22 protein-coding genes are annotated in these 22,398 nt (G+C 72.1%); 13 read left to right on the forward strand and 9 right to left on the reverse strand.

What is annotated here, in order from left to right:
• Positions 1–87 precede the first annotated feature (87 nt).
• The 6 genes from ACIRB1_RS17890 to ACIRB1_RS17915 all read left to right on the forward strand — a co-directional run bounded on the left by ACIRB1_RS17890 (position 88) and on the right by ACIRB1_RS17915 (position 4,984).
• Positions 88–246, forward strand: coding sequence for a hypothetical protein (locus ACIRB1_RS17890; RefSeq protein ID WP_403466173.1), 159 nt, complete (start codon positions 88–90; stop codon positions 244–246).
• On the forward strand, positions 233–403 hold the full coding sequence (locus ACIRB1_RS17895; protein WP_403466174.1) for a hypothetical protein: 171 nt from the start codon (positions 233–235) through the stop codon (positions 401–403). Before ACIRB1_RS17890 ends, ACIRB1_RS17895 begins: the two co-directional genes overlap by 14 nt.
• Positions 390–1,052, forward strand: a complete 663-nt coding sequence (locus ACIRB1_RS17900; RefSeq protein WP_403466175.1) for an ABC transporter ATP-binding protein — start codon at positions 390–392, stop codon at positions 1,050–1,052. The genes ACIRB1_RS17895 and ACIRB1_RS17900 overlap by 14 nt, the downstream gene beginning before the upstream one ends.
• Positions 1,049–3,697 carry an FtsX-like permease family protein gene (locus ACIRB1_RS17905; RefSeq protein WP_403466176.1) on the forward strand — a complete coding sequence of 883 codons (2,649 nt, stop codon included), beginning with the start codon at positions 1,049–1,051 and terminating at the stop codon, positions 3,695–3,697. Before ACIRB1_RS17900 ends, ACIRB1_RS17905 begins: the two co-directional genes overlap by 4 nt.
• Before the next feature lie 47 nt (positions 3,698–3,744).
• Entirely contained in the window at positions 3,745–4,473 is a 729-nt protein-coding gene (locus tag ACIRB1_RS17910; RefSeq protein WP_403466177.1) for a response regulator transcription factor, read from the forward strand.
• Between the two features lie 172 nt (positions 4,474–4,645).
• Entirely contained in the window at positions 4,646–4,984 is a 339-nt protein-coding gene (locus ACIRB1_RS17915) for a DUF4333 domain-containing protein (RefSeq protein WP_352179066.1), read from the forward strand.
• Between the two features lie 7 nt (positions 4,985–4,991).
• Here ACIRB1_RS17915 and ACIRB1_RS17920 read toward each other — a convergent pair whose 3' ends face one another.
• Positions 4,992–5,615: a response regulator gene (locus tag ACIRB1_RS17920; RefSeq protein WP_403466228.1), complete on the reverse strand. Its 624-nt coding sequence runs from the start codon at positions 5,613–5,615 to the stop codon at positions 4,992–4,994.
• A 95-nt stretch (positions 5,616–5,710) separates the two neighbouring features.
• The gene (locus ACIRB1_RS17925) at positions 5,711–6,970 is read right to left on the reverse strand and encodes a sensor histidine kinase (protein ID WP_403466178.1); all 1,260 of its coding nucleotides are present in this window, start codon (positions 6,968–6,970) and stop codon (positions 5,711–5,713) included.
• 119 nt (positions 6,971–7,089) lie between these two features.
• Here ACIRB1_RS17925 and ACIRB1_RS17930 point away from each other — a divergent pair, with 119 nt between their 5' ends.
• Both ACIRB1_RS17930 and ACIRB1_RS17935 read left to right on the forward strand, forming a co-directional pair.
• Entirely contained in the window at positions 7,090–7,860 is a 771-nt protein-coding gene (locus ACIRB1_RS17930; RefSeq protein ID WP_403466179.1) for an ABC transporter ATP-binding protein, read from the forward strand.
• Positions 7,857–9,860: an FtsX-like permease family protein gene (locus tag ACIRB1_RS17935; RefSeq protein WP_403466180.1), complete on the forward strand. Its 2,004-nt coding sequence runs from the start codon at positions 7,857–7,859 to the stop codon at positions 9,858–9,860. Before ACIRB1_RS17930 ends, ACIRB1_RS17935 begins: the two co-directional genes overlap by 4 nt.
• A gap of 91 nt (positions 9,861–9,951) precedes the next feature.
• On the opposite strand, the gene ACIRB1_RS17940 is transcribed toward ACIRB1_RS17935, so the two are convergent.
• The 3 genes from ACIRB1_RS17940 to ACIRB1_RS17950 form a co-directional block, all read right to left on the reverse strand.
• Positions 9,952–11,601, reverse strand: coding sequence for an alkaline phosphatase family protein (locus tag ACIRB1_RS17940; RefSeq protein ID WP_403466181.1), 1,650 nt, complete (start codon positions 11,599–11,601; stop codon positions 9,952–9,954).
• A 363-nt stretch (positions 11,602–11,964) separates the two neighbouring features.
• The gene (locus tag ACIRB1_RS17945; RefSeq protein ID WP_403466182.1) at positions 11,965–12,894 is read right to left on the reverse strand and encodes a M48 family metalloprotease; all 930 of its coding nucleotides are present in this window, start codon (positions 12,892–12,894) and stop codon (positions 11,965–11,967) included.
• The gene (locus ACIRB1_RS17950; RefSeq protein WP_403466183.1) at positions 12,891–13,262 is read right to left on the reverse strand and encodes a BlaI/MecI/CopY family transcriptional regulator; all 372 of its coding nucleotides are present in this window, start codon (positions 13,260–13,262) and stop codon (positions 12,891–12,893) included. The genes ACIRB1_RS17945 and ACIRB1_RS17950 overlap by 4 nt, the downstream gene beginning before the upstream one ends.
• A 530-nt stretch (positions 13,263–13,792) precedes the next feature.
• Here ACIRB1_RS17950 and ACIRB1_RS17955 point away from each other — a divergent pair.
• The gene (locus tag ACIRB1_RS17955; protein ID WP_352179074.1) at positions 13,793–14,461 is read left to right on the forward strand and encodes a DedA family protein; all 669 of its coding nucleotides are present in this window, start codon (positions 13,793–13,795) and stop codon (positions 14,459–14,461) included.
• A 460-nt stretch (positions 14,462–14,921) separates the two neighbouring features.
• On the opposite strand, the gene ACIRB1_RS17960 is transcribed toward ACIRB1_RS17955, so the two are convergent.
• Positions 14,922–15,926, reverse strand: coding sequence for a chitinase (locus ACIRB1_RS17960; RefSeq protein WP_403466184.1), 1,005 nt, complete (start codon positions 15,924–15,926; stop codon positions 14,922–14,924).
• A 690-nt stretch (positions 15,927–16,616) separates the two neighbouring features.
• Positions 16,617–17,153 (reverse strand): hypothetical protein, encoded by a 537-nt coding sequence (locus tag ACIRB1_RS17965; RefSeq protein WP_403466185.1) that lies wholly within the window; start codon positions 17,151–17,153, stop codon positions 16,617–16,619.
• Between the two features lie 410 nt (positions 17,154–17,563).
• Between ACIRB1_RS17965 and dhaK the strand changes: the two genes are divergently transcribed.
• The 3 genes from dhaK to ACIRB1_RS17980 are packed head-to-tail and all read left to right on the forward strand — an operon-like array spanning position 17,564 to position 19,623.
• Positions 17,564–18,556 (forward strand): dihydroxyacetone kinase subunit DhaK, encoded by a 993-nt coding sequence (gene dhaK, locus ACIRB1_RS17970; RefSeq protein ID WP_352289522.1) that lies wholly within the window; start codon positions 17,564–17,566, stop codon positions 18,554–18,556.
• Positions 18,557–18,602: 46 nt separating this feature from the next.
• Positions 18,603–19,211 (forward strand): dihydroxyacetone kinase subunit DhaL, encoded by a 609-nt coding sequence (gene dhaL / locus ACIRB1_RS17975; RefSeq protein ID WP_403466186.1) that lies wholly within the window; start codon positions 18,603–18,605, stop codon positions 19,209–19,211.
• A gap of 1 nt (position 19,212) precedes the next feature.
• Positions 19,213–19,623, forward strand: coding sequence for a PTS fructose transporter subunit IIA (locus tag ACIRB1_RS17980; protein ID WP_352179605.1), 411 nt, complete (start codon positions 19,213–19,215; stop codon positions 19,621–19,623).
• A gap of 77 nt (positions 19,624–19,700) precedes the next feature.
• Here the strand turns inward: ACIRB1_RS17980 and ACIRB1_RS17985 are convergent, their stop codons facing one another.
• Positions 19,701–20,354 (reverse strand): TetR family transcriptional regulator, encoded by a 654-nt coding sequence (locus ACIRB1_RS17985; protein ID WP_403466187.1) that lies wholly within the window; start codon positions 20,352–20,354, stop codon positions 19,701–19,703.
• A gap of 134 nt (positions 20,355–20,488) precedes the next feature.
• Here ACIRB1_RS17985 and ACIRB1_RS17990 point away from each other — a divergent pair, with 134 nt between their 5' ends.
• Positions 20,489–21,250, forward strand: coding sequence for an SDR family NAD(P)-dependent oxidoreductase (locus ACIRB1_RS17990; RefSeq protein WP_403466188.1), 762 nt, complete (start codon positions 20,489–20,491; stop codon positions 21,248–21,250).
• A gap of 28 nt (positions 21,251–21,278) precedes the next feature.
• Here the strand turns inward: ACIRB1_RS17990 and ACIRB1_RS17995 are convergent, their stop codons facing one another.
• Positions 21,279–21,983, reverse strand: a complete 705-nt coding sequence (locus tag ACIRB1_RS17995) for a glycoside hydrolase family 75 protein (RefSeq protein ID WP_403466189.1) — start codon at positions 21,981–21,983, stop codon at positions 21,279–21,281.
• Positions 21,984–22,398: the final 415 nt, after the last annotated feature.

Consider the following 22,398-nt stretch of genomic DNA (forward strand, 5'->3'; position numbering starts at 1 on the left):
TGGAGGCCCTGCCCCGGACCGGCCGGATCACCGACCGGCCCATCGCCCCGACCGACAGGCGGACACGGGAGACACCGGAGGCAACCGATGTCCGGCACTGACGCCCCCGGCCGCTACCAAGAATCGGCACTGACCCTCGGACGCGACACGACGACCACGGCGGTCACGCCCCGGACCGACCCGATCACCGCCCCAACCGACAGACGGGCGCAGGAGACACCGGAGGCGAACGATGTCCCCCACTGACGCCCCCGGCCGCTGCCAAGACGCCGCACTGACCCTCGGACGCGACACGACGACCACGGCGGTCACGCCCCGGCACGGCCCGATCACCGACCCGCTCTTCACCCCGACCGACAGGCGGGCGCGGGAAACACAGGAGGCCAGCGATGCCCGGCACTGACGTGCTCGTCCGCTGCCAAGACGCGGCGTTGACCTTCGGGCGCGGTGCGACGGCGGTCGTGGCTGTGCACGGGACCGATCTGAGCATCCGGGCCGGTGACCGGCTGGCGATCGTGGGGCCGTCCGGGTCGGGCAAGTCGTCCCTGTTGCATCTGCTGGCCGGGCTCGAACGCCCCACCAGCGGTGCCGTCTCCTGGCCCGGTCTCGGCGGGAGCGCCGACATCGGGCTGGTCTTCCAGGCCGACAGCCTCGTCCCCGCCCTGGACGTCGCGGAGAACACCGCGCTTCCCCTCGTCCTCGCGGGCCGGTCGGAGGCGCAGACGCGTCGGCCGGTCGCCGAGGCCCTGGGTCTGGTCGGGGCGGCCGACCTCGCCGACCGGCTGCCCGAGGAGATTTCCGGCGGCCAGGCCCAGCGGGTCGCCGTAGCCCGCGTTCTCGCCCAGGAACCGCGCCTGATCCTCGCCGACGAGCCCACCGGCCGCGTCGACCACGCCACCGGCGCCCGCGTGCTGGACGCCGTGCTGATGGCGGCGGACCGCACGGGCGCCGCCCTCGTCGTCACCACCCACGACCCCGCCGTCGCCGCCCGGCTCACCGTCCGGCGGGCCATGCGCGACGGACGGCTGCTCGCACCGGAGGACACGCCATGATCACCTCGTGGGCCAGGAGCCTTGCCCGCCATCGTGCTGGTCGGCTGCTGGCCGCCATGACCGGCATCGCGCTCGCCGTCGCCCTCGTCGCCTCCCTCGGCTCCTTCCTCACCGCCTCGAAAGCGACCATGACCCAGCGCGCCATCCGCTCGGTCGCCGTGGACTGGCAGGTCGAGGTGCAGCCCGGCGCGGACGCCAACTCCGTTCTGCGGCAGGTCCGCAGCGACCCGGGCACCCGGGCCGCCCTCCCCGTGGCATACGCCCGCACCACCGGCTTCAGCGCCCAAGCGCAGGGCAGCACCCAGACGACGGGCCCCGGCGTGGCCCTCGGCCTGCCACCCGGCTACCGCAACCTGTTCCCCGACGCAATCCGCTCGCTCTCCGGTTCGCCCACCGGCGTGCTCCTCGCCCAGCAGACCGCCTCCAACCTGCACGCCGCCCCCGGCGACACCGTCACCGTCCGACTGCCGGGCGCCGGAGCGCGGCAGGTGCGCGTGGACGGCGTGGTCGACCTGCCCCAGGCCGACTCCCTGTTCCAGAAGGTCGGCGCCCCCACCCAGTCCCAGCCGGCCGCACCCCCCGACAACGTCATCCTCCTGCCCACCGCTCAGTTCACCTCCCTCACCCGCGGCGCCACCACCCTCACCAACCAGATCCACGTCGCCCGCGACTCCAGGCTGCCCGCCGACCCGGCCGCCGCCTTCAGCGCCGTCACCGGCGCCGCCCATCACCTCGAAGCCAAGACGGCGGGCGGCGCGCTGGTCGGCAACAATCTCGGTGCCGCCCTCGACTCCGCCCGCCAGGACGCGCTCTACGCCCAGATCCTCTTCCTCTTCCTCGGCGTCCCCGGCGCGGTCCTGGCCGCCGCGCTGACCGCCGCGGTCGCCTCGGCGGGCGGCCAACGGCGCCGTCAGGAACAGGGGTTGCTGCGGCTGCGCGGACTGCGTCCCCGTCAGGTCACCGCGCTCGCGGGCCTGGAGGCCGCACTCGTGGGTGGCGTGGGCGGATTCGCCGGTCTGGGCATCGCGGCGCTGACCGGGCGCCTCGCCTTCGGCGCCGTCTCCTTCGGCGCGAGCGCGGGCACCTGGGCGATCTGGTACGGCATCGCCTTCGTCCTCGGGGCCGCCGTGGCCGCCTGTGCCGTCCTCGTCCCCGCCCTGCGCGACCTGCGCTCGGTGACCGTCTCCGACACCCGCAAGGAGGCCGGCGTCCGCGCCACCCGCTCCCCCTGGTGGCTGCGCTACGGCCTCGACTTCGCGCTCCTCATCGGCTCCTGGCTGGTCTTCCGCGCCTCCTCCGGCAACCAGTACGCCCTCGTCCTCGCGCCCGAGGGCGTCCCCACCCTCTCCGTCTCCTACTGGGCCTTCCTCGGACCCGCCCTGCTGTGGATCGGCGCCGCCCTGCTGCTGTGGCGCCTGACCCTGCTCGCCCTCACCCACGGCCGCCCGGCCCTGGCCCGCCTCGCCCGCCCGCTGACCGCCGCCCTCGCCGGCACCACGGCCGCCGTACTGTCCCGGCGTCGCCGCCCGCTGGCCCGCTCCGTGGTGCTGCTCGCCCTCGCGGTGTCCTTCGCCGTCTCCACCGCCGTCTTCAACTCCACCTATCACCAGCAGGCCGAGGCCGACGCCCGACTGACCAACGGCGCCGACGTCACCGTCACCCAGCCGCCCGGCGCCCACGTCCCGCCCCGCGCCGCGAGCACGCTCAAGGTCTCCGGCGTACGGCACGTCGAGCCCGTCCAGCACCGCTTCGCCTACGTCGGCTCCGACCTCCAGGACCTCTACGGCGTCCGCCCCGGCACCATCGCCCACGCCACCTCGCTCCAGGACGCGTACTTCGCGGGCGGCACCGCCCAGCAGCTCATGCGGAGCCTCGCCCAACGCCCCGACAACCTCCTGGTCAGCGTGGAGACCGTCCACGACTTCCAGCTCTCCCCCGGCGACACCGTCAACCTCCGCGTGCAGGACGCCCGCACCAAGGCGCTGCGCACCGTCCCCTTCCACTACGCCGGAATCGTCAAGGAGTTCCCGACCGCCCCCAAGGACAGCTTCTTCGTCGCCAACGCCGCCTATGTGGCCAGGGCGACCGGCAGCGACGCGGTGGGCGCGTTCCTGCTCGACACCGGCGGGACCCACCAGCAGCAGATCGCCGGCCATCTGCGGAAGCAGCTCGGCACCAGCGCGACCGTCACCGACCTCACCCAGACCCGCGGCGCCGTGGGCACCAGCCTCACCTCCGTCGACCTGGCCGGCCTGACCCGTATCGAACTCGCCTTCGCCGTACTGCTCGCCGCCGGAGCGGGCGGACTCGTCCTCGCCCTCGGCCTGGCCGAACGCCGCCGCACCTTCGCCATCGCCACCGTGCTGGGTGCGAAGCCCGGCCAGCTGCGCGGCATGGTCCTCACCGAGGCCCTGCTGCTGACCGCCGGCGGACTGGCGGGCGGCGCGCTCATCGGCTGGGCGTTGTCGGAGATGCTGGTGAAGGTCCTCACGGGCGTCTTCGACCCGCCTCCGGCGAGTCTGTCCGTGCCGTCCGGCTACCTGATCCTGACCGCGGGCGCCGCGGTGGCCGCCGTACTGGCCGCCGCCCTCAACGGCATCCGCAGCGCCGGACGCCCGGCCGTAGAGGAACTGCGTGACCTGTGACCGTGCCGTACCGGACCGGCGCGCCGCCTGCTTCTAGGCTGTCGCCCATGCGCATGCCCGCCACCGCCGACCGCGGCCGCCCACGCGTCCTGGTCGTCGAGGACGACGACACCATCGGCCGTCACCTTCAGAACGGCCTGCGCGGCAACGACTACGCGCCCACCTGGAGCCGCACCGGCTCCGGCGCCCTGACCGAGGCCGCGCGGTCCTCGTACGACGTGCTCCTGCTGGACCTGGGCCTGCCCGACATGGACGGCCTCGACGTCGCCCGCGCCCTGCGCGCCCGCCGTCCCGACCTGCTGATCATCATCCTCACCGCGCGCACCGACGACATCGACGTCATCGCCGGGCTGGACGCCGGAGCCGACGACTACCTCGTCAAACCCTTCAGCCTCTCCGTCCTGCTCGCCCGCCTCCGCGCCCATCTGCGCCGTCGCGTCGTCGCCTCGCCGCCACAGGAACCCGTCCGCCTGGCCGACCTCGTCCTCGACGTCTCCGCCCGCCGCTGCACCCTCCAGGACGAGGAAGTCCCGCTCCGCCCCAAGGAGTTCGACCTGCTCGCCGTCCTCGCCCAGCATCCGGGCGAGGCCGTCTCCCGGGAGACCCTGATGGCCGAGGTCTGGGACGAGAACTGGTTCGGCTCCACCAAGACCCTCGACGTCACCATGGCCGGCCTGCGCCGCCGACTCACCGAGGCCGCCGACCTCTCGGCCCACGTCGGCAGCCTGCCCCGCATCACCACCCTGCGGGGGCACGGCTACCGCCTGGAACTCTGACGGGTCCCGTCGAGCGGCAGAGACGAGGAGGCGCGTTCGGCCGTCGTCCTTTCGGCCGGTGCCCGGATCTCACAACCGGCCTTTGTGCCGAGGCAGTTGAGCGGGTGGCGGAGGAGGCTCTGTGAGGAACGGCCGGTAGGGTCCGGCCGTCACAGGAACCGAGGAGCACCCCATGAAGCGCATCGTCATTGCCCTGGCCGCGGCCGCCGTACTGGCAGGCGGCGTGGTGACGGCGTGGAACCTGTTCGACAACTCGTCGGTCGCCACCGCGGGCGGCACGGACCACACGATCTCGCGCGCGGTGGTCGAGAAGCTGGCCAAGGAGAACTACGGCATCCCCTTCGTCCAGGACGGCCCGCAGTCCGTGAGCTGCCCGAGCGGACTGCGCGCGAAGATGGACTACACCGTGAGGTGCACCGCCGTCTTCAAAGGCAAGCCGAAGACGATGCTGATCTCCGTGACCGGGGTGCACGGCGACCGGGTGAGCTTCGACTACGGCCTGGAGAAGTGAGGAGGGTTCAGCGGTCGCCGACCACGCCGCGGCGCCATGCCCAGGCCGCGATCTCCACGCGGTTCCGCAGCCCCAACTTGGTCTGGATGTTGGTCAGATGGGACTTGACGGTGGAGAGCGAGACACACAGCTCGGCGCAGAGCTCCTGATTGGTCCGTCCGTCGGCGACCAGCCGGGCCACATCCAACTCCCGTTCCGTCAGCGGGCCGGAAGACACCTCGCCGCCCGGGGCGGGTCGCTGTTCACCGATCCGCTTCAGGAGCCGTACGGTCACGGACGGCGAGATCAGGGCGTCCCCGCGCGCCGCCGCGCGGACGGCCTCCACCAGCAGTCCGGGGCCCGCGTCCTTGAGCAGAAACCCGCAGGCACCGTTGCTCAACGCCCCGTAGACATAGTCGTCCTGGTCGAAGGTGGTCACGACCACCACGCGCAGCGGATCGACGGCCTTGGGGCCCGCGAGCAGCCGGGTCACCTCCAGCCCGTCGAGTCTCGGCATGCGGATGTCGACCAGGCACACGTCGGGGCGCAGCTTCCTGGCCATCTCCACGCACTCCGCGCCGTCGGCCGCCTCGCCCACGACATCGATACCGGGCTGTGTCTGGAGGATCAACCGGAAGCCCGTGCGCACCATTTCCTGGTCGTCGGCGATCAGGACCCGGATCGCCGATCCGCCCGATCCCTCCGCTGCACCCGATGCACCCGATGCGCTTGATCCGCCGGCGTTGGTCATGCGGGGGATCCTGCCACAGCGCCGCGCAGCGGGAACTCCGCCGTCAGCCTCCAGCCGCCGTCCTCGGCCGGGCTCGCGTGGAGCGTGCCGCCAACCGCCTCGGCGCGTTCGGTCAGCCCGATGAGGCCGAGGCCGCCGCGTCCCCCGAGAGGTTCGGCGTTCGGCGCCGCCGACCCGGGCGGTGGTGTGTTGTGCACCTCGACCCGAAGCCGCCGGGCAGCCGCGCCCTCACCTCCGTCGCCGTCGCCGCGATCGCCGCCGTCGTCCGACAGAGCGACCCGTACAGAGACGGACGGTGCTCCCGGTGCGTGGCGGCGTACGTTCGTCAGTGCCTCGCGTACGACGTTGCGCACGGAGGTCTCCACCTCGGGCGCGGGCCGCGCCTGCCGGGCCTCGACCGCGACCTGGAGGGTGGCAGGGGCGTCGTGTTCGGAGAACGCGGCGACGAGTTCGCCCAGTTCGGCGTACAGCTCCCCCGGCCGCACCGCCCGCGTGGTGTCGTCGCGCAGCACGCGCACCAGCTTCCGCATCGACTGAAGGGTCTCGCCCCCGGCCCGCTCTATGCCGCGCAGCAGCGGATCCACCTGCTCGGGCGCGATCTCACGGATCGCCTGGGCCGCCTGAGCCTGGACGACGATGCCCGTGACGTGGTGGGCGACGAAGTCATGCAGTTCGCGGGCGAGTTCCAGACGTTCGTTCTGACGTGTCTCGGTGACGGCACGGCTCCTGCGGTCGTCGAGGCTGCGGAGGTAGGAGCCGATGGCCACGGCGCCGCCCGTGAAGAAGATCAGGGCGAAGGAGAAGTAGACGTTGCCGCTGCCGCGCATCCGCATCGGCGCCGCGATCACGGCGGAGGCGAGTGCGGTGCCCAGCGAGGCGGCCAGCCAGGGCTGCGGTACGTCTCTCGCGGTGCGCACCAGCACGAGCAGCAGGCACACCGTCTCCAGCAGACCCCAGCCGACCGGCAGCGACGACGTCACGGACGTGAGGAAGACCAGCGTCACCATCCACGAGACGAGCACCGCGGCAGCCGCGCTCCAGGCCGGCGCGAGACGTCTGCCGGGCAGCAGCAGCGCGACGGCCGCCATGAGGCCCGGGGCCAGCCGCCACCACGCGCCGCCGCCCTCGAGTCCGGCGTCGGACGCGACGCCGGCCACGTCGACCACCCACAACAGCGCCATGACCACCCCCAGTGCGGTGAGGGCTGTGCGGTGGGGCAGCGGGGAGTTCCAGGTGTGATCGTCTCTGTCTGACACATCTCGCAGCGTAGGCGCGGTCCCGGTCGTACGGCCTCGGCCGAAAGGACGACGCCGCCGCTGCGAACCGGTCGGTCGGCCGAGGCGAAGGGCCGCGCCGGAAGCGGATGTTGGACCACATGAACAACACCTCTTCGCCGCCTGTGCTGAGCGGCATCGGTCTGTCCAAGTCGTTCGGGTCCACCCGTGCGCTCGACGGTGTGGACGTCGCCGTGCGGGCGGGCGAGTCGCTGGCCGTGATGGGGCCTTCCGGGTCCGGCAAGTCGACGCTGCTGCACTGCCTGGCGAACATCGAGCGCCCGGACGGCGGCCAAGTGCTGCTGAACGGCGAGCGCATCGACCAGTTGCGCGAGCCGCACCGCAGCGAACTGCGCCGGACCCGCTTCGGCTTCGTGTTCCAGTTCGGTCAGTTGCTGCCCGAGCTGCCCGCCGTGGAAAACGTGGCGCTCCCGTTGATGCTCGGCGGTACCCTGCGCCGCGAGGCGGAGCGGCGTGCGCGCGAGTGGTTCGCACCGCTGGGCCTGGAAGGCAAGGAGGACAGCCGTCCCGGCCAGTTGTCCGGCGGTCAGGCCCAACGGGTGGCGCTCGCACGGGCGTTGGTCGCGGGCGCCCAGGTCGTCTTCGCCGACGAGCCGACGGGCGCCCTCGACCAGGCCACCGGGCAGGACGTGATCCGGATGCTGACGGAGGTCACCAGGCGGCAGAACGCGGCGCTGGTCGTGGTCACCCACGACCCGTCGGTGGCCCGCTGGTGCGACCGTACTGTGCGGGTGCGGGACGGGCGGATCGTACGGGAGTCGGAGGCGGCGGCTGAGACTGACGCGGGACCGGCCGGGACCCGCGCGCCGGCCGACGTGACGGCCGCCATCACCGGCGGAGTTGCGCGATGAGGACCGCGCGGGCCCTGGACCGCACCACCTGGACCCTGACCTGGCGGCTGCTGCGCGGCGGCGGCAGGCACGGCCGGCTCGGCGCCGGGCTGTCCGTCGCGGCCGCGGCGATCTGCACCACGCTGCTGCTCCTGTGCGTCGGCGCCAACCTCGGCTTCACCTCGCGCGCCGCGCACGCCGACTGGCGTACCCCGGCCAAGGCCGGGCCGTCGCGCGCGGTGGCCGTCGAGGCGGTGAGCACCACCTTCATCGGCGGTGAGCCCGTGACGGTCGTCGATGTCGCGGCGCTGCCGGGCCGGAGCGGCGAGGCGCCCGCTCCTCCCGGTATGCCGCACTTCCCGAAGCCGGGTGAGGTATGGACCTCGCCCGCGCTCGGCACGCTGCCCGGCGGCAGCAGCACGACCGGCACGCTCGGCCGCGCCGCGCTGGTCAGGCCCGGCGAGAAGGTGGCCGTCGTCGGGCACCGCGCCGATGACCTGGCGATGACGGTCGAGCGCGGCACCGACCCGCGCCGACCGGGTGACATCGTCACGCCCACACCCGTCGCGGACTTCGCGGGAAAGCGCACGGCGGACGGCCTCGGCGCCCAGTACCAGGCCCTGATGAAGATCGCCACGGTACTGCTGATCGTGCCGCTGCTCGTGCTCGGCGCCTCCTCGGCCCGGCTGTCCGTCTCGCGCCGCGACACCCGGCTGGCCACGCTGCGGCTGCTGGGCGCGACGCCGGGCCGGATCGCGGGGATCGCGGTGGCCGAGGCGGCCCTGACCGGTACCGCGGGGGCCGTCGCGGGCGCGCTGGGCTACGCGGTACTGCTGCCGCTCGCGGCCAAGGTCCCCTTGGAAGGCGGCAGTTGGTACGTCGCCGATCTCTGGGTCGGTACGGATGTCCTGCTCGCCGTACTCGCCGGCGTGGTGCTGACGGTGGCGGCCAGCGCACTCGCGGGACTGCGGCAGGTGGTCGTAGGCCCGCTCGGCGTCGTACGCCGCTCACGCACCCCCCGTCTGAAGGCCGTACGCGCGGTGCTGTTCGTCGCCGTACTGGTTGGCTACGGGCTGCTGTCCAAGGGCAAGTCGATGGACATCGACGCGGTGGTGTACAGCTGCGTCGCCGTCTTCGCCGCACTGTCCGTCATCGGCCCCTGGGTGGTCGGGGTGCTCGGCGCCCTCGTCGCCGGGTCTGCGCGGCGACCGGCGACACTGCTCGCGGGGCGCCGTCTGCTCGACGACCCCAAGTCCGTGTGGCGGGCGGTGTCGGCGCTGACGCTGGCGGCCTTCGTGGCCGGTTTCTTCGCCCTGTTCAGCCTCGGCGGCGACTCGCCCTGGGGCAGCGCGGACCAACTCGCCCTGTCCGTACCGAAGGAGCGCGTCGCCGCCGTACGCCAGGAGGCCACCGCCCGGCTGCACCACGCGGGCATCCACGCCACCGTGGGCACGAACGACGACTGGGTCGCCACCGGCGCGGGTGCGGACGGCGAGCGTCAGGTCACGGCGACCGTCACGGGCCCGGGCCGGTTGGACGCGGCGCGCGGTGTGCTCGCCGGTCTGGCGCCCGGTCAGTATCCGGTCACCGGTCCCGATGTCGCCTGGCAGTCACGGCAGTTCGACCGTGACTTCCACCTGGTGACGCTGGCGGTGCTCGGTGCGAGTTTCGCCATCGCCATCGCCGCCACGGGCATCACGGCCGCCTCCTCCGTCCTGGACCGCCGCCGCACCTACGGCCTGCTGCATCTCGCGGGCACCCCGCTGCGGGTCCTGGACACGGCCCGGCGTAAGGAGGCGGTGCTGCCCGCCGCCGTGCTCGCGGGCGGCGCGCTGCTCACGGGGCTGTTCTGCGCCGCGCCGCTGACGCTCGCCGGGGGCGCCCCGCACCTGGACGGCCGTGGCGCCCTGCTCCTCTCCGGTTGCCTGGCACTGGGCTTCGCGGGTCTGGCCGGCGCGAGCGCGGCGAGCCGTCCGCTGCTGCGCGCGGTGGCGGGCGAGGCGGGCCCACGCCCGGACTAGGGTCCGTCCTCGAAGATCATCGAATGGTGGTGCCTGAGGCCGCCCGGCTGATTGCCAGTCGGGCGGCCCCCGGCTCTCCCGAGCGGACGGGTCAGCGGACCGGCAGCACGGTGGTGTGTTCCTCGCGCACGGCCTGAAGGGAGCGGGGGTTGAGACCGAGCAGGCTCAGGATCGTCGGTGCGATCTGCTTGGTCTGCACGCTCGCGGAGTCGCGCACGCCGTCCGGGACGGAGGCTCCGGACACGACGAGGGGCACGGCGAGGTCGTCGGAGTGGCCGCCGCCGTGCTCCGCGATCTTCTTGGTGCCGCCGGTGTAGACCACGCCGTACTGCGCGACACCGAGGAGGTCTGGGACCCGGGCGTCGCCGGCCCTGACGTGGAAGTAGTCGGCCGCGGCCTGGCCGGCGTAGACCTTGCCGAGCCCGCTGTGGGTGTAGGCCTTGGGCTTGGCGTTGATGTCGGTGCCGGTGCCGTTCTGCGCGAGCAGGTACTTCTTGGCGAAGGCGGTGGCCGCCGCGGAGCGGTCGGAGAGCCAGAGCAGCACGGCGTCGTCGTCCACGGCGTGCGTCACCAGGTCGGCGGCGCCGGGGTGGAGCTTCTTCCAGGCGGCGTTGAGGCCGTCCAGCAGCGGGCCGTCGGCGACGCGGGTGAGCGCGGCGGGGTCGGTGGGCGACTGGCCGTGCTTGGCGGAGAGGATGACGGTGGTGCTGCCTGAGAGGTGCCGCTTGGCGATCTCGGCGGTCAGGGCGCCGATCTCGTCGTTGACGTAGTCGAGGTTCTTCGCCAGCAGCGGGCCGGGGACGTTCTTGGCGGTGTAGCCGCCGGTGAGGCCGTCCGAGGCGGGCAGTTTCTGCGCGGTGGAGACCGACTGGAAGTTGAGGCCGAAGATCGCCGGGGTGCCGACCTTGCGGGTGCCGGTGTGGTCGTAGCCGTCGATCTCGTTGAGGACGGCCTTCACCTTGTAGGTGTCGTACTGCTCGGTGGCCTTGTTGTCCGTGGTCCAGTCACCGCCGGCGGCGTACCCGGGGGCGTCGCTGTTGATCTCCGGGGTGAACAGGTCCTGGACGCCGGTGCCCGAGGGGCCGTTGAGGATCTCGTAGGCCGCGTGCTTGTCCGACCAGGCCGTACGCAGACCCGCCTGGCGGGCAACCTCGAAGATCGTGTTCACCTTGAGGTACGAGTGCGGGTACACGGGTCGGCAGGTCTTCGGGTCGACCGGCAGCTTGGATGCGTTGATCAGGCTCGCCGGGTGGCCAGTCATCGACAGGATGCTGTCCGGCAGGCCCGTGAGGCCCTGGCCTGCGTCGATGGAGGCCTGGTTCCGGTCCAGGTCCTCCGTGAGGTCCACCTCGACCCCGGGCTTCACGCCCTTGCAGCTGCTGGTTCCCGCCGGGAGGAGCGCGGCGTTGTAGGTGTCGTCGTAGTAGACGCCCGTGGTGCCGGGGCTGCCGCCGGTCGCCTGGGCGACCATGCCGGGGAAGGAGTCGGACGGGGTGGTGGTCCTGGCATGGGTGTATTCGACCCCGCTGCCGGTCAGACGGGCCAGCGCGGAGTCGGGGTGCCTGGCCATGTACCAGGACAGGTCCGACTGGTGCAGCCCGTCCACGGAGATCAGCAGGACGTGCCTGGTGGCGGGCCGGTGGTGGGAGGCGGCGAACGCGGCGGGCTGGGCGGCGGTCACCCCGGCCAGAACTCCGGTGGCGACGAGGACGGCTGCGGGCCTGACGTGACGTCTGGGCATCTGGTCTCTCCGGGGTGTTCGGGGCGGGCTGCGGATGCGGGCCCCAGCAGAGTCCCGTTTTGTGGACCGGAAACGGCCCATGCGTGAACAAACCCGGAATGGGCGGTCGGATCTTCGCCAAGCAAGCCTGGTTTTCCCCAAGTCGGAGGGAACGCGCGCCCTCGAAGACAGGGTCCGTCAGCGGGTGGACGGTCCCGGACGCCACCACGGATCGGCACGACGAGAGGCCCGGGCAGTTCCATCCGAGGGTGCGGGCGTCACGCACCTGGTGGAGTCGGCGGCTCCGGAACACCTGACCGCGAACCCGGCGCGGGCCCGGCGAAGGGCGAAGGAGCGCGCCGGTCGGTCACCGGGCCGAACCGGTCACGGGCCTTCCTCGCCCTGGGCGATCTCCACCTGGTGGTGAAAGGCGACGACGCCGGTTGTCCCGGCGGCGACGGACAGGACCGTACAGGCCACAAGGAGGAACGCGGTCCAGCGCGTGGGGCGCGAGCGCCCCTCGGCGGATGCGAGGAGCGCGGTGACGCGCTGCGGAACCGGGCCGGTCGTCGCCGCGGGCGCGAAGTCCGGACGGGTGGACCGCGCGGCGTGGCTGGCCAGAGCGGCGCGGGCGATGGCCGTGGCGATCAGGCGCCGGTCGCCGATGGCGCCGGCCGCGGCCTCGTCGGCGTCCCGCTCGGCGGCGAGCCGAATGGTGTCGCGGACGGCGCGCAGCGCGGGGTGGCAGTGGGCGGACACCTCGGCGGCGGCCAGGAAGTAGTGGTGACCGGCCCGGTTGTGGGCGCGTTCATGGGCGAAGAGGGCTTCGCGCTCGGCAGGTTCCAAACTGCGCAGCATCGCGGTGGTGACGACGATCCGGTGCGGCCGTCCGGGCAGCGCGTACGCGTCCGGATGCGGTGAATCGACGACGCACAGGTCGCCGGCGGCAGGGCGGCGGTCAGCCTGCGTCCGAGCGGTACGGAAGGCACGCGTCTGGAGGAAGGCCGAGCGCACAAGGGTCCAGGCGCCGAGGGTGAGCACTCCGGTGGCCGCCGCGGCGGCGGGCAGGACGAGGTAGTCCGAGGGGGTGTGCAGGGGGCGAACGAACTCGCCGAGGGCGGCGAACGCGGGAACCTTCAGCAGTCCCGTCAGCACCAGGGCCCCGAGAGCCGCGACGCAGGCACCCGCCAGCGCCAGGGCCGAGGTGGTGAGAACCCACAGCGCGGTGGCGGGGGCCAGACGGTCGAAGGTTCGGCGGGCCAGCCTCGGCGCCAGGAAGGGCAGGACCAACGGCACGAGCAGCAGAGCGATCATCGCCCGTCACCCTCCAGAAGCCGACGCAGGAACTCCTCGTCGCCGGAGTTGAGCTGGGCGACGAAACGGGCCAGGACCGTCTCCCGGTCGGCGTCCCTGTCGAGAACCGTGTGCATGCGCCGGGCGGTCAGACCGGGAGCATCCTGCACGGGAGAGTAGGCGTATCCCCGGCCCTGCCGTTCACGGCTGACGACGCCCTTCTCGTGCAGCCGGGTCAGTATCGTCGTCACCGTCGTGCGGGCCAGTCCGAAGCCGAGCCCGGTCTGCACCCGCCCCGGCGTGAGCGGGACACCGGCGGTCAACAGCACAGCCATGACAGCGGCTTCGAGCTCACCGGCCGGCCGCCTCTCGTCGGTCATGGGGAACATCCTCACTCCGCCGCCGTCTGCGGTTCAGCAGACTGTCTACAAAATTGTAGTTGGTTACCCGGGCTCCCTGCGGAGGGCCCCGCACGCGCCAGGAGGTTCGGCAGCTCAGCCCACTCCGGCGGCCTGTCCCCGCATCGCCACACGGTGTCGTGATCCGATCATTCCGACGATTCCTGAATGATCCCCAGAAAGACGAAGGACGAGGCCGATGTGCCAAGTCCGAGGATCACAGCGGCGAAGTCACCGGGTCCAGGTCGTGATCTTCGCCTACGAGCACCAGCTGCGTCCGCATGGCGGATAGCGTGAAGCCTCGCCCTTCCCGCCCCCGCGCCACGCAATGCAACGCGGCCATGACCGCCGTCTCAAGCTCACCCGGCGACCGCTTCCCACAACTCGCGTGGGTCAGGGGAACGGTCCGCGCTCCTCTTTCGTCTACAGTTCAGTAGACCGTCTACAGGATTGTAGTCACTTGACGGATGCAGGCGTCGCAGTGATCCGACGGTCCGGACGAAGGACGAAGGGGCTCCACGATGACCACAGCCATGCACCTGGCGTCGCAGCTCGCTGTCAATGTGCTGGATGCGCGGTCCTTGCTGTCCGCCTTCGGCGTGTTGGGCGTGGGCGTGGTGCTGTTCGCGGAGACGGGACTGCTCGTCGGTTTCTTCCTCCCAGGCGACTCACTGCTGTTCACGGCGGGTCTGCTGTGCACCGGCACCGCCGACCGCGGCCTGAAGCTGTCGCTCGGCCCGCTCCTGGTCGCGGCGGCGGTGGGGGCGCTGGCGGGCTCGCAGTGCGGTTACCTCCTGGGCCGACGAGCGGGCGGCGCCCTGCTGGCCCGCAGCAGCTCGGCCCGCCTGCACCAGGGGGCGAAGCGGGCTGAGGAACTGCTGGAGCGCTATGGCTACGCGAAGGCGATCGTGCTGGCCCGCTTCGTCCCGGTGGTGCGCACGGTCCTGAACCCGATGGCGGGCGCACTGGGGGTACCGGTGCGCACCTTCACCGTGTGGCAGGTGGTCGGAGGCCTGGTCTGGAGCCTGGGTCTCACCCTGGCGGGCTACGCACTGGGCTCGTCCGTGCCGAACGTGGACCGGTATCTGCTGCCGATGGTCGCGGTGATCGTGGCACTGTCCCTGATTCCGCTCGCCGCCGAGGTGTTCCGCTCCCGCAGGGACGCGAAGGCGAAGGAACTCCAGGGATGATCCTCGCCCTCGACGGGTCGTACAGCTCGCCGAGGGCCGGCCGATTCGCCGGATGAAGGAGGCTCGAAACCCGACGGCGTGCCTACGACCGGATCGCGCGACGCGAGCCACCACACCGGGGTAACCGGCCCGACCCCGGGCCGGTCCAACAGCCGTGTCCTGTACGGCATTACGGCCGCACATGCCCGAGGGCGGTGTCCCGGAGCGGGTGCCATCCGCCCTGCCCGGAGACGACTCCGCCCGCACCGTGACGATCACGGCGCGGGCGGGCTCCGGCACGGGTCCACGGCGGCAGCGGAGCGGACAGTTGAAGCGACTGGGTCGGCACACCGACCGCCGGATGTCCTGAGCACCGCCCTCACCGGCCGCCGGCCACCGATGCCAGTGCCGACGCCGGTGCCGGTGCCAGTGCCGGTGCCGGTGCGCCGAACTCCGCTGCCGCTGGGGACCGTCGGCCGGGTCAGCGGAGCGTGCGGGTGAACTGGTACGCGCTCTGTGACGTACCGCTGCACGTGTCGGAGAGCTGACCGTTGGTGGCGCAGGCCTTGTCGCGCCCGAGCGACCAGAAGGACAGCTCCTGGATGCCCTTGCTCGCCGCGAAGTTGGCGAGTGTGGTGGCGTTGGCGGTGGTGAACACCTCGGCCGTGGTGTCGTTCACGCCGATCATGGGGGTGTTGCCCTCCATGGCCCACAGTTGCGCGGAGCTCTTGGTGGTCCAGATCCGGCCCAGTTGGTCGTGCAGAGCGGTCGCCGCGTCGGTGGCCGCCTTGCCCATGTCCATGGCCGGGCCGTAGTCCATGGTCATGATGTTGACCAGGTTGACCGTCAGGGCGTTGCTCTTGGCGTTGTTCAGCAGGTTGATCGAGTTCTGCTCCAGACCGGTCGGGTTGACCGGGAGGGTGTACTGGACGTCGAGCCGGCGCCCCGCCGTCGCGTATTCGCTCTGCAACTGCGCCAGGGCCTTGTTGCGCCGGTCGTTGGCAGCGGTGTTGTTGAGGGTCGAGCCCTCGATGTCGAGGTCGACGCGGGTGAGGTTGAGGCTGTCGATGACCCGCTTGTACTGGGCCTTGAGGGACGACACCGAGGTACAGGCGAGGCCCAGTTCGGTGCCGGAGGCGCCGCCGAAGGACGCGATGACATCGCCGCCCGCCGCCCTGGTGGAGTTGATGGCGGCGGTCCAGGAGGAGTCGGTGATGGACGTGTCGCCATTGAAGGTCGCGTTGCAGCCGTTTCCGGCGATGACGAACGCGAGGGTGAAGTACTTCTGCCCGGTGGCGTTGCGTGCGTTGGTGAGGGCGGACGGGGAGTTCCAGGTCTCGGCGTAGGGCGCCGAGTACCGGGCGGGAAAGCCGGGACCGGGGTTCGCCGCCGTCGGCGCGGCGGATGCCGAGGGGGCGAGGGCGGCTGCCACCGCCGCACCTGCGGCAACGGCAACGGCCAGCTTGGAGCTGCTGTTTCGACGCATGAGTCCTCCAGGACGCAGCGCACCCGATGCGCTGGTGGGGGGTAGAGGAAACCACATCCGTTCATATCCATGAACACTCTCTGTTCATGTGAACGAACTGGAGCCATTAAGGCCTAGACCAATGCGTCCGTCAACCCCTGCGGCAGCAACGGGCGGACGCTACGCCCTTGCGCTGGCGGGGAGTTGGGGAAGTCGGCCGGTCGCGACACGGCGACGACACACCGCGGCCCCGAGGCGATCGAAGCACTCGGGGCCGCTCTGCGCGTCGCGGAAAGGGAGGGGCGGTCGCCTACGCGGCGATGTGCTCTGCGGGGCTTCAGCCGGACGATCGTCCCCGCAGGCTATAGGTGAGGCCCGGGGACACTGTCCCCTCCATTCCCACGCTTTCTCCAACCACACAGACCCGCCGCGCATTCCCGGGTGCCGCGACAGGACACGGGAACCGGCGCCCGTCGTCGGCGCCTGGCTAAGCGCCCTCCGTCGCCCCGAGTTCGCCCGGTGGAGCCCAGGGGCCTGACGGTGGCGAAGGCGATGACGACGACCGCCAGGGTGACGATCCCGTACACAGGGTCACGATCCCGTACAGACGGGGGCCTGACGGAGTACGCCCCCGGGCCGGACTCCCTCTCGGGAGCCCGGCCCGGGGGCGGGTGCGTCCTCCGGTGCCGACGCTGCGACGACCGCTCTCGGTCAGGCCGTGTGGCCGAGGACCGCTGCCGGACGCGTGCCCGGGACGATCTCACGGACGGCATGACGGCTGCGGAGGAAGATCGTGGCCAGGCGGGTGACGACCTCGGTGAGCGCCATCAGCACGAAGGCCGCGACCCAGGCCTGGTCGGTGGTGATCTGGTGGGCGATGCTGAACCGTGCCACGTTGCCGGCTCCGCCGTGGTCGACCCACACCTGGAACCCCATGCGCGCGCCCATTCCCAGGACCCACAGGATCGCCGAGACCGCGCCCGCCTTGATGTAGAGATGCTCTCCCGCACCACGGATACGCGTGAAGACGCCCCCCGCGATGCCGAGCGCCGCGCCGGCCGCGATCAAGGTACCGATCAGGACGAGGTCGTTGCCCGCGGTCGGCACGGAGTGCAGGTAGTGGGAGGCCACGAAGGTCACGATGCCGAGGGGGATCAGATAGGACTTGAGATCGAGTCGTCCTTCACGCAGCTGGCGGAAGACGATGAGGACGAGCGCGATGTCGGTGATCCAGTCCGTTGTGTTCATGTCCTCAAGGCTGCTCTCACCGGCCATTCCACGCCTGGACCCGTGGGTGGAAGTAAGGGTGGAGAACTGGAGTCCACCGGGATGGACTCCCCCGCGGCGGCGGCTGCGTCAGGTCCCCGACGAGGACGGCAGCACTCACCGGGGTGGACGGCAGGGCCGCCACCGACGACGACACCGGCGAGTCCGTGCCGTGTCGACCCGGACACGCCCAGCCAGGCACCCCCGCGACCGTCCCAGCCCGTGACCTTCACTGCTCCAAGGTCGATACTGGTCGCAAGGGCGTTCCAGCCACCCTCGACCGGCCGGCTCCAGACACCCGACGACCCGTCACCGACGACCGGCACAACCCCGCTCCGACCAGTAAAGACACAGCTCAGACGCACATCTGCCAGCCTTGCCAGGAGGTACCGATGAAGATGTTGATCAACGTCGCGGAGACCGTGGTCACGGACGCGTTGCGGGGTATGGCTGCCGCTCATCCCGAGCTGACCGTGGACGTGGAGAACCGGGTGATCGTGCGGCGGGACGCTCCCGTCGCCGGGCAGGTGGGGCTGGTTTCCGGCGGGGGGTCGGGGCACGAGCCGTTGCACGGTGGGTTCGTCGGGCCGGGGATGCTGTCGGCCGCCTGCCCTGGTGAGGTGTTCACATCGCCGGTGCCCGATCAGATGGTGCGGGCCGCGGCCGCCGTGGACAGCGGGGCCGGGGTCCTCTTCATCGTGAAGAACTACACCGGGGACGTCCTCAACTTCGACATGGCGGCCGAGCTGGCCGAGGACGAGGGCATCCAGACCGCGAAAGTGCTGGTCAATGATGACGTCGCCGTCACCGACAGCCTCTACACCGCGGGGCGGCGCGGTACCGGCGCGACGCTCTTCGTGGAGAAGATCGCCGGGGCCGCCGCGGCCGAGGGCCAGCCACTCGACCGGGTCGCCGCGATCGCCCGGCAGGTCAACGAGAACTCGCGCAGCTTCGGCGTCGCCCTCAGCGCCTGCACCACCCCGGCCAAGGGCAGCCCCACCTTCGATCTCCCTGCGGGCGAGCTGGAGTTGGGCGTCGGCATCCACGGCGAACCGGGCCGCGAGCGGCGCGCGATGATGACCTCAGGCGAGATCGCCGACTTCTCCGTCCACGCGATCCTGGAGGACATGACCCCGCGCAACCCGGTGCTGGTCCTCGTCAACGGCATGGGCGCCACCCCGCTCCTGGAGCTCTACGGCTTCAACGCCGAGGTCCACCGCGTGCTCGCCGAGCGCGGCGTCGCCGTCGCCCGCACACTGGTCGGCAACTACGTCACGTCCCTCGACATGGCGGGGGCCTCCGTCACCCTGTGCCAGATCGACGAGGAACTGCTGCGGCTGTGGGACGCGCCGGTGAAGACGCCGGGGCTGCGCTGGGGCATGTGACCCGACAACGCATCCGGCCAACTCGCTCACCACGCAAGGAGATCCAGTGCTCGACGCCGACTTCTTCCGCCGTTGGATGACGGCGACCGCCGCTTCCGTCGCCCGCGAGGCGGACCGGCTCACCGATCTCGACTCGCCCATCGGCGACGCCGACCACGGCGCGAACCTCCAGCGCGGGTTCACCACCGTGACCGCCACCCTGGAGAAGGAGGCGCCGGACACCCCGGGCGCCGTCCTCACCCTCGCGGGGCGGCAGCTCATCTCCACGGTCGGCGGCGCGTCGGGCCCGCTCTACGGCACGCTGCTGCGCCGTACCGGCAAGGCGCTCGGGGACGCCCCCGAGGTGAGCGAGGAGGAGTTCGCCCAGGCGCTGCGCACGGGTGTCGAGGCGGTCATGACCCTGGGCGGAGCCGCGCCCGGCGACAAGACCATGATCGACGCCCTCGTCCCGGCCCTCGACGCGCTCCCGGACGGTTTCGCCGCCGCACGGTCCGCCGCCGAGGCAGGTGCCATCGCCACCACGCCCCTACAGGCCCGCAAGGGACGCGCGAGCTACCTCGGGGAGCGGAGCATCGGGCACCAGGACCCGGGCGCCACGTCCTCGTCGCTCCTGATCGCCGCGCTCCAGGAAGCCTCGGAGGCGACCGGTGAGTGACGTGAGCGGCGAGAAGCTCGTGGGGATCGTACTGGTGTCCCACAGCGCCGAAGTCGCCGCCTCCGTGGCCGAGTTGGCGCGCGGGCTGTCCGGTTCGGGCACCTCGGTACCGGTCGCCCCGGCCGGCGGCACCGAGGGCGGTGGGCTGGGCACGAGTTCCGAACTCATCGCCGCGGCGGCCGCGTCCGTCGACCGGGGCGCCGGCGTGGCCGTCCTCACCGACCTGGGCAGCTCCGTACTCACCGTGAAGGCCCTGCTCGCCGAGGGCGACGAACTCCCGGTCGGCACCCGCCTGGTGGACGCCCCGTTCGTCGAGGGCGCGGTGGCCGCGGTCGTCACGGCGTCGACGGGAGCGGACCTGGACGCGGTCGAGGCGGCGGCCACGGAGGCGTACGCCTATCGAAAGGTGTGAGCACCCATAGCGGGTGCTCCCCCGCGCCACCCACGCGCACCCATAGCTCCTACGACACCCACTCCGCCCTGCGAGGGCTACGACAGCCCCTCCGCCGCGATCGCCAGCGCCGCCCGCAATGTCTCCGCCACCTCGGCGTCCCCCACCGGCGCCTCCCCCGTCCCAACGCCTGACCCGCTCTCCCCCGCGCCCCACGCGAACCGCTCCACCGCCGCCCGGAGCGCCGCGTTGAGCATCGCCGCCTGGATCATGGGCCGCAGGTCGTCCGGTGGCAGGCCGGCGCGGTCGGCGAGGGCTCGGGCGAACGCGGGTTCCGCCTCGTCGTAGGTCTGGAGCCAGATCGCGCGCAGGCCCGGTTCGGTGCGGGTGAGGCGGACCAGGGCGGAGCCGGTCGCGCCGTCGGGGCCGGTGGCGGCGAGGAGGCCGGTGGCGAGGTCGGGGTCGAAGAGTTCGGACAGGGGGTGGCCGGGGCGCCACTCCCGCAGGCGGGCGGCGATCACGTCGATACCGGCCGAGAAGAGCGGGCGTACGCAGGCCTCCTTGCTCGGGAAGTAGCGCCACACGGTGCGCGCGGAGACGCCGACCGCCTGGCCGATCTGTTCGCCGGTGGTCGCCGCGACGCCCTGGGCGACGAAGAGCTCCACCGCGGCCCGGGCGATCTCCAGGCGGATCTCGGTCTTGCGAGTCTCGGTGAGCGGTGGTCGTCCGGTGCGTCCGCTGGGTGCGGTCATCAGTTCCTCTCCGGCTGCGGTCGTGACCTCCCGGGATTCTCCCATCAAGACTTTATGTCACTTGAAGACATTAAGTCGTATGGTGGGGAGATCCCGGGCGGCGCAGAGCCCTCGCATCAGGACAGGAGCACCTCATGGCCAGTGGACTCGACGGACGCGGCGTCATCGTCACCGGAGCGGGCTCGGGCATCGGCCGGGCCGCCGCGCTGGCCTTCGCGGCGGAGGGCGCCAGGGTGCTGGTGGCCGATCTGAACGCCAAGGGCGCCGAGGCGGTCGTCAAGGAGATCGAGCAGGCGGGCGGTGAGGCCGTCGCGGTCACCGGCGACCTGAGCGAGCAGGCGGTCGTGGACGCGGTGACGGCGACCGCCGTGGAGCGGTTCGGCGGGGTCGACGTGCTGGTGAACAACGCCGGGATCATGGACCGCATGTCGGCGCTGGCGGACGTGGACGACGCGGAGTGGGAGCGGGTCATCCGGGTCAACCTGACCGCGCCCTTCCTGCTCACCCGGGCCGTGCTGCCGCACATGCTGGCGGCGGGCAGGGGCGCGATCGTGAACACCGCCTCCGAGGCGGGCCTGCGGGGCAGCGCGGCGGGCGCCGCCTACACGGCCTCGAAGCACGGGGTGGTCGGCCTGACCAAGAACCTCGCGGTGATGTACCGCAAGCAGGGCATCCGCGCGAACGCCATCGCCCCGGGCGGCACGGCGACGAACATCTCCGTGGAGGCCGACGGTGCCGCCCACGGTCCGGCGGCGCTCGGCCCGCACTTCGTCAACGTCGGCCGGCTGGCCGGGGCCGAGGAGCAGGCCGCCGCGATCGTGTTCCTCGCCTCGGACGCGGCGAGCAACATCAACGGCGCGATCCTGCCCGTAGACGACGGCTGGTCGGCGGTCTGACGACACCCGGGACGCTCCTACCGACGGCTCAGTCCGCGTCCACGAAGAGCCGTGCCAGCCGCTGCCCCGTCTCCACCGCCGCCGCGTGGTCCTCGATGGGCTTGACCTGCGAGTCCTTGAACACGATGTAGGTGACCCCGCCGCTCGTCCCGCCGCCGCGCGGGTCGGTGCGGATACCGAGGCCCTTCGCGGTGGCGTAGGACGCCTCGCCGATGATGTCCCGCGGACCGACGTCTCCTACGACGGCGTACTGCACCCGGTTCCGGTAGACGACCGCGGCGACCGAGCCGCCGCCGATGCCGTGGTCGCGGTGGTTCCAGAGGGCGCTGGCGGCGGGGACGACGATGTACGGGAGCCGTTCGGCGTTCAGATAGCGCCCGTCGGACTGCTGGAACGCCGTCATGGAGGAGAAGAGCGGGTCGGTGCGCGCGTTGCAGTGGGCCCCGGCCTGGCCGTCGCAGTCGATGTCCAGGTCGGCCTTCCAGTAGACGGCCTCCTTGGTGCCGCAGACCGGGATCGTCGCGCGCTCCCCGTCGTCGCTGCGGTATTGGCCCCGCGAGACGGGGACGCAGTCGCGCACCTTGGCCAGCAGGTCGGCGGCGCGGACGTCACCTTCGCGGACCGCCGCCGGTCCCGCCTGGGGGCGGACGGAGGCGACGGGTGCGGCGGGCAGTGTGGTCGGGGTGAGCAGGGCGGCGCCGGCCGCGGCCAGCGTCAGCGACTGGACACGCACGATAGAGGACCCTCTCCTGGGGGATCTGACGGACACTCAGCCCACCCTGGTGCCGGTCCGGCGGCTCGGCCACCGGTAGAGGGCCGGACGGTGCACGCCGTAACTCGCGGGGGAGGCAGGGTCGCTGATCCGGTGTCATTCCCGACGGGGACCGCGGCCTTGAGCGCACGCCCCTCCCGAACCACAGCCGGGCCCTGAGCCCCCGTCATTCCCCGACGGGGGCCGAGGACCTGAGCCCGTGTCGGCTCAGGTCACCCGGCCGCCCGCGCCGGCGCGGGATCAGCGACGACAGCGGTCCGCGCCACCGGCCTGAACTGCCCACCCTCGGGGGCGAGTTCAGCCGTGCGGACTTCAGCATACGTAATGCCCCTGAGCGGTCGACGGCGACGCCCCCTTGATGCGGTCGCGTCCCGCG

The sequence above is a fragment of the Streptomyces sp. NPDC096013 genome (assembly GCF_044763565.1).
Taxonomy (GTDB): Bacteria; Actinomycetota; Actinomycetes; order Streptomycetales; family Streptomycetaceae; genus Streptomyces.